The sequence below is a fragment of the uncultured Campylobacter sp. genome (assembly GCF_937949835.1).
GTDB lineage: Bacteria > Campylobacterota > Campylobacteria > Campylobacterales > Campylobacteraceae > Campylobacter_B.
This window is the reverse complement of the sequence record NZ_CALEDC010000075.1, coordinates 1-4,009: the sequence shown is the minus strand read 5'-3', so window position 1 is coordinate 4,009 and position 4,009 is coordinate 1. Positions and strand designations below refer to the sequence as shown.

The window sequence follows — 4,009 nt, the reverse complement described above, 5'->3', positions numbered from 1 at the left end:
GCCGTGCATATCGGTCATATTGTTAAAGCTCGCCTCGCCCTTTAAACTCTTAAAATGGTTGCTAAAAAAATCCTCGAACTCGTACAGCGCGCCCTTTTGATGCGGATTTTCGCCGTAGCGAGTATCAAAAACCTTGCTGCCCATGATAAATTTTTTCGCGCCGAAGCCGCCGTTAAAGCGCTCGTTCATATAGTTTGCGATCATCGCGTCGTAGGCTGCGGTGTGCTCATAAGCTTTTATCATCAAATTTTGCCTAAATTTCAGCTTCTCGCTCTCGTCCGCGCTGCTTAAATTTTGCAAAACCGCGTCGTAATCAAGCGGGCTGGTAACGACATAAACGCTAGCAAAATTCTTAGCTGCCGAGCGCACCATCGCGGGGCCGCCGATGTCGATATTTTCGATAATCTCGGAAAAATCGTCGGTGCGGGCTACGGTCGCTTTAAAAGGATATAAATTTACGCACACGAGATCGATGCCGCCGATGCCGTGCTGTGCGGCTTGGCTTACGTGATTTGCGTCGCTTCTCTTATATAAAATTCCGCCGTGGATCTTTGGATGCAGGGTTTTAACCCGTCCCTCAAACATCTCGGGCGAGCCCGAGTACTCGCTCACTTCCGCTGCTTTCACGCCATTTTGCAAAAGCAATTTATGCGTGCCGCCCGTGCTTAAAATTTCAAATCCGAGCCTCTGCAGCCCTTTGGCAAACTCTACGACGCCCTTCTTATCGCTTACGCTGATTAACGCTCTCATCTTTTCTCCTTTTAATTTATTCGCATAATTTTTTAAAAATCAGCTCGCGCATGTCGTTTGCGTTAAGCTGAAAATACAAAATCGCCTCGCGGCGAGCCTTTTGATACTCGCGCCTTGTCTTTTCATCCGCCGCGCCGAGCTTTGCGCCTTTAAATTTCGCCATGCGCGCCGAACTCAGCTCTTTTAGCTTCTCGCCGCCCGGAGAGATGCCGCCGCTATAATTAAACCACTCTTTGCTTTGAAAAATATTAAATAAAATTTGAAAATCTACGAAATTTCCCTTATTGTACTCGGCGCAGACCCCGTTTTTGTGGCTTACGGCGTAGATCGCGCCGTATCTGCGCTCGAAAAAATATAGTTTTATGAGCTTTGCATTTTTGTCTAAATTTGCGCCGCTACCGCCTAAAATCGCAAGCTTCGCATCGCCGCGCGTTTCGTAAGGGCCTAAAATCGTGCCGTTTTCGTAGAGATTTCCGCCGTAAAAAGCGTATTTCGTACCCCTAAGCTCGTCCGAAAGAACGTAGGTTTTATCGCTTACGGGCGAGTTTTTGCCCGCACAGCCGAGCAGCGACAGAGCCAAAAACAGAGACGAGATAAAAAATTTCATCGCAAAAACCCTTTAAATTTTAAAATTTTGCCGAATTTATGAAGCGGGAATCGGCAAAGCGAAATTTATTAAATTTACCGCGCGCAAATTTTAATTTTACTTCTCAAATGCCGCCGCTTTGCTCGCGCGGACGTAAATTTTAAAATTTTGCGCCGCTTGCAAAGGCTAAATTTAAAAGTCGTGACGCAAAACGTAAATTTAAACCGCAGCGTAAGCTTAGCCGAAAAGATCGGCGCGAACCGGCTAAATTTAAAATTTCACGGCGCAGATTTTACCCCAAGCCGGGTTACACTTGCTTTTGCCGTTTTTAAAATTTTAAATTTATTTGCACATCCTGTTTTTCAGCTCGTCCATAAGCGCGGCTATGTCATCATCAATCGCACCTTACCGCTGCTGCTCGTTTAAATTTTACAAGCCGCAAATTTAAAGCGGCACGAGACCCAAAAACCGCACTAAATATAATAGATGCTGTTTTTGATATTTTTGCCGTCGATCTCGTTTTTGCGCCACGAGCTCTCGTCGTTTAGCACGATCCAGCGCTTCTCCTCCTCACGGTAAAACCAGTCCTTGTCGATCTGATAGTAGATCTGGCATCCCGAAATTTCGATGATGTTGGCGATGTTGTTGTCGTGGTAGTTGTTCTCATCAAAGTCGGTGAAGGTGCGCTGCCCCATCTCGGCGTAGAGCTCGTTTAAAATTTGAAGCATCTCGCTTAGGCGCGTATCCATCTTCTCGACCTGAAGTCCAAGCTCATTAGCCTCTCTAAATAAGATCGGATAGTCGTGCGACGGATAGCCGCTGTTTAGCTTGTCGCTGATAAAGGCGATCTTTTGCTCATCGTCGAAGTGATAGCGCAGAATTTCGCGGCAAATTTTAAGCGACAGGCTGCTTGCGCGATCGACGGCGCCAAAAACGAGCGGATGGATATACTTGTAAAGCTCCTTGTACGGGTTCTCGTCGTTGGGGCGCTCGTTATTTTTCCAAAGCTTCACCACGCGGCTTAGCTCGTCCATCGAAACGTTGGCTTGATCGTTTGTATTCGTAACCGGCGAAAGCTCGTGGCGCAGCGAAGTATCGACCGACGTTAGGTAGCCTAGCGGCCCCATTAAAATTTTATTCGCTCCAAGCGCCATCATCGTAGCCGCCGAAGCGCAGTTTGCGGGCACCAGCGCGATCAGCTCGTCGCAGTGGTTGCGCAGGATCGAGACGATCTTAAGCGAGGCGATACCGCTGCCGCCGTCAGACTTAATATAAAGGTAGAGCTTTTCAAAATGCTTGCCCTTTAGGTGGTCGTTGATACTGATCGCGTCGTTGCCGCAGACGCTGCCCGCGCCCGAATTGAAGTAGGTAAGCAGCGGCGCGCCCAGATATTTCTCGATATTGGTGATCACCTCTTGCGTTTGCTTCATCAAGATCGGCGGTTGCTTCGCCGCCTTTTTGGCGCCCTGCTTCTGCGGCTCTTCGTCTTTGGATAAAAATCCCATGTTTTTCCTTTCGTGTTGGTTTGGTTTTAAAATTTTAACTTACAAATATCGCGCAATCTGTCCCGGTGCCACTCAATGCTCTCTTTCACCGTATTGCCTAGAGCCGTATGCGGGCTTTGCAAAAACGCCCTACTATTTTTTAGACTTGAGCCCACGTATTCGTAACGTGAGATCACGTTTGCGCTGGCGCTTTGCGACACCGAAGCCGAAAACGAGTATGAATAAAGCGGCGCGGAGGAAGCGTAGCCGCTAAAGTGCTCTTTTAGGCTTACGAATTTGCCCTCCGCAAAGGTCTTGCAAACGCCGCCGCTCGCGGAATACTCGGCGATTCGTAGCTCTTTATTGGGCGTAAAAACGTAGATCGTAAATTTATTTAGACCTCGCTGCGAAATTTGATCCTTAGCCGTGCCGACTCCTCTTTCGTCCGTAAATAGATAGAGATTGGAGCCCTCCTCTTCATATCTTCCCAAGATTGCGTCATCTTTTAAAAGCATGCCGTCTGAAATTTTATACTCGGTGACGGTCTGCCCGTCATAGCTCATCATCACGGAATTTTCCGGATGCAGCTCAGCTTGCGAATACTTTACCTTCATACAACCCGCAAGCAGCGCGACCGCCGCAAGTAGCGCTAAAATTTTGATTTTATCCATAACTCCCTCGAAGTTTATCTGCAAAAATCGTCTAAGATCATGGTTTTAAGACCATCGATCGTCTTTTTGAAAAATCCAGCCACAGCCAACTCCTCCGCGATATATTTCGTATCTTTGCGATCGACCGCTTTTTCAAAATTCATATTTTTATATGCACTCAACGTTTTTGAGCTCATATTTTGCACCGAGCTCTCGCTTTTTGAAATTTTGCCGTCCGCATAAAGCCAATCGCCGTCTTTGAACATATTTGAAATATAGTCGAAATTTACGTATCTGCCGGCGTTATAGACGCTGCAAATCCCATCTTTGTGCCAAATGCTAAATACCATAGCCCTTTCGTCGTTAAAAAGATAAAATTTCATCCGCTTAGCATTCAGCGCGGACTTGTAATTATTACCGTAAGACTTGCCCGCTTCGTCGAGCACAAGCATCCTAAACTCGCCTCTATCCATAGAATAAGAGCCCAAATTTCTGCCGTTTTCATACAGATCCTCGCCGGCAAATTTATAGATCACGGT

At 47.0% G+C, this 4,009-nt stretch carries 5 protein-coding genes and 1 pseudogene; 1 reads left to right on the top strand and 5 read right to left on the bottom strand.

What is annotated here, in order from left to right; translation table 11 throughout:
- Together Q0256_RS01655 and Q0256_RS01650 are read right to left on the bottom strand one after the other, a co-directional pair.
- Nucleotides 1-750, bottom strand: a pseudogene (locus tag Q0256_RS01655) (bifunctional phosphoribosylaminoimidazolecarboxamide formyltransferase/IMP cyclohydrolase PurH); the annotation flags it as partial.
- Between the two features lie 16 nt (nt 751-766).
- A complete protein-coding gene (locus Q0256_RS01650) occupies nt 767-1,357 on the bottom strand; it encodes a hypothetical protein (protein ID WP_297959511.1) in 591 nt (196 codons plus the stop codon).
- A gap of 180 nt (nt 1,358-1,537) precedes the next feature.
- Here Q0256_RS01650 and Q0256_RS01645 point away from each other — a divergent pair, with 180 nt between their 5' ends.
- Nucleotides 1,538-1,762 carry a hypothetical protein gene (locus Q0256_RS01645; RefSeq protein WP_297959510.1) on the top strand — a complete coding sequence of 75 codons (225 nt, stop codon included), beginning with the start codon at nt 1,538-1,540 and terminating at the stop codon, nt 1,760-1,762.
- A 47-nt stretch (nt 1,763-1,809) separates the two neighbouring features.
- Here Q0256_RS01645 and Q0256_RS01640 read toward each other — a convergent pair whose 3' ends face one another.
- From Q0256_RS01640 to Q0256_RS01630, 3 genes are all read right to left on the bottom strand, one after another.
- On the bottom strand, nt 1,810-2,841 hold the full coding sequence (locus tag Q0256_RS01640; RefSeq protein ID WP_297882141.1) for a hypothetical protein: 1,032 nt from the start codon (nt 2,839-2,841) through the stop codon (nt 1,810-1,812).
- A gap of 26 nt (nt 2,842-2,867) precedes the next feature.
- Nucleotides 2,868-3,491 carry a hypothetical protein gene (locus Q0256_RS01635; protein WP_297959509.1) on the bottom strand — a complete coding sequence of 208 codons (624 nt, stop codon included), beginning with the start codon at nt 3,489-3,491 and terminating at the stop codon, nt 2,868-2,870.
- A 14-nt stretch (nt 3,492-3,505) separates the two neighbouring features.
- Nucleotides 3,506-4,009: hypothetical protein (locus Q0256_RS01630; RefSeq protein ID WP_297959508.1), on the bottom strand; the 504-nt coding region annotated here is incomplete at its 5' end.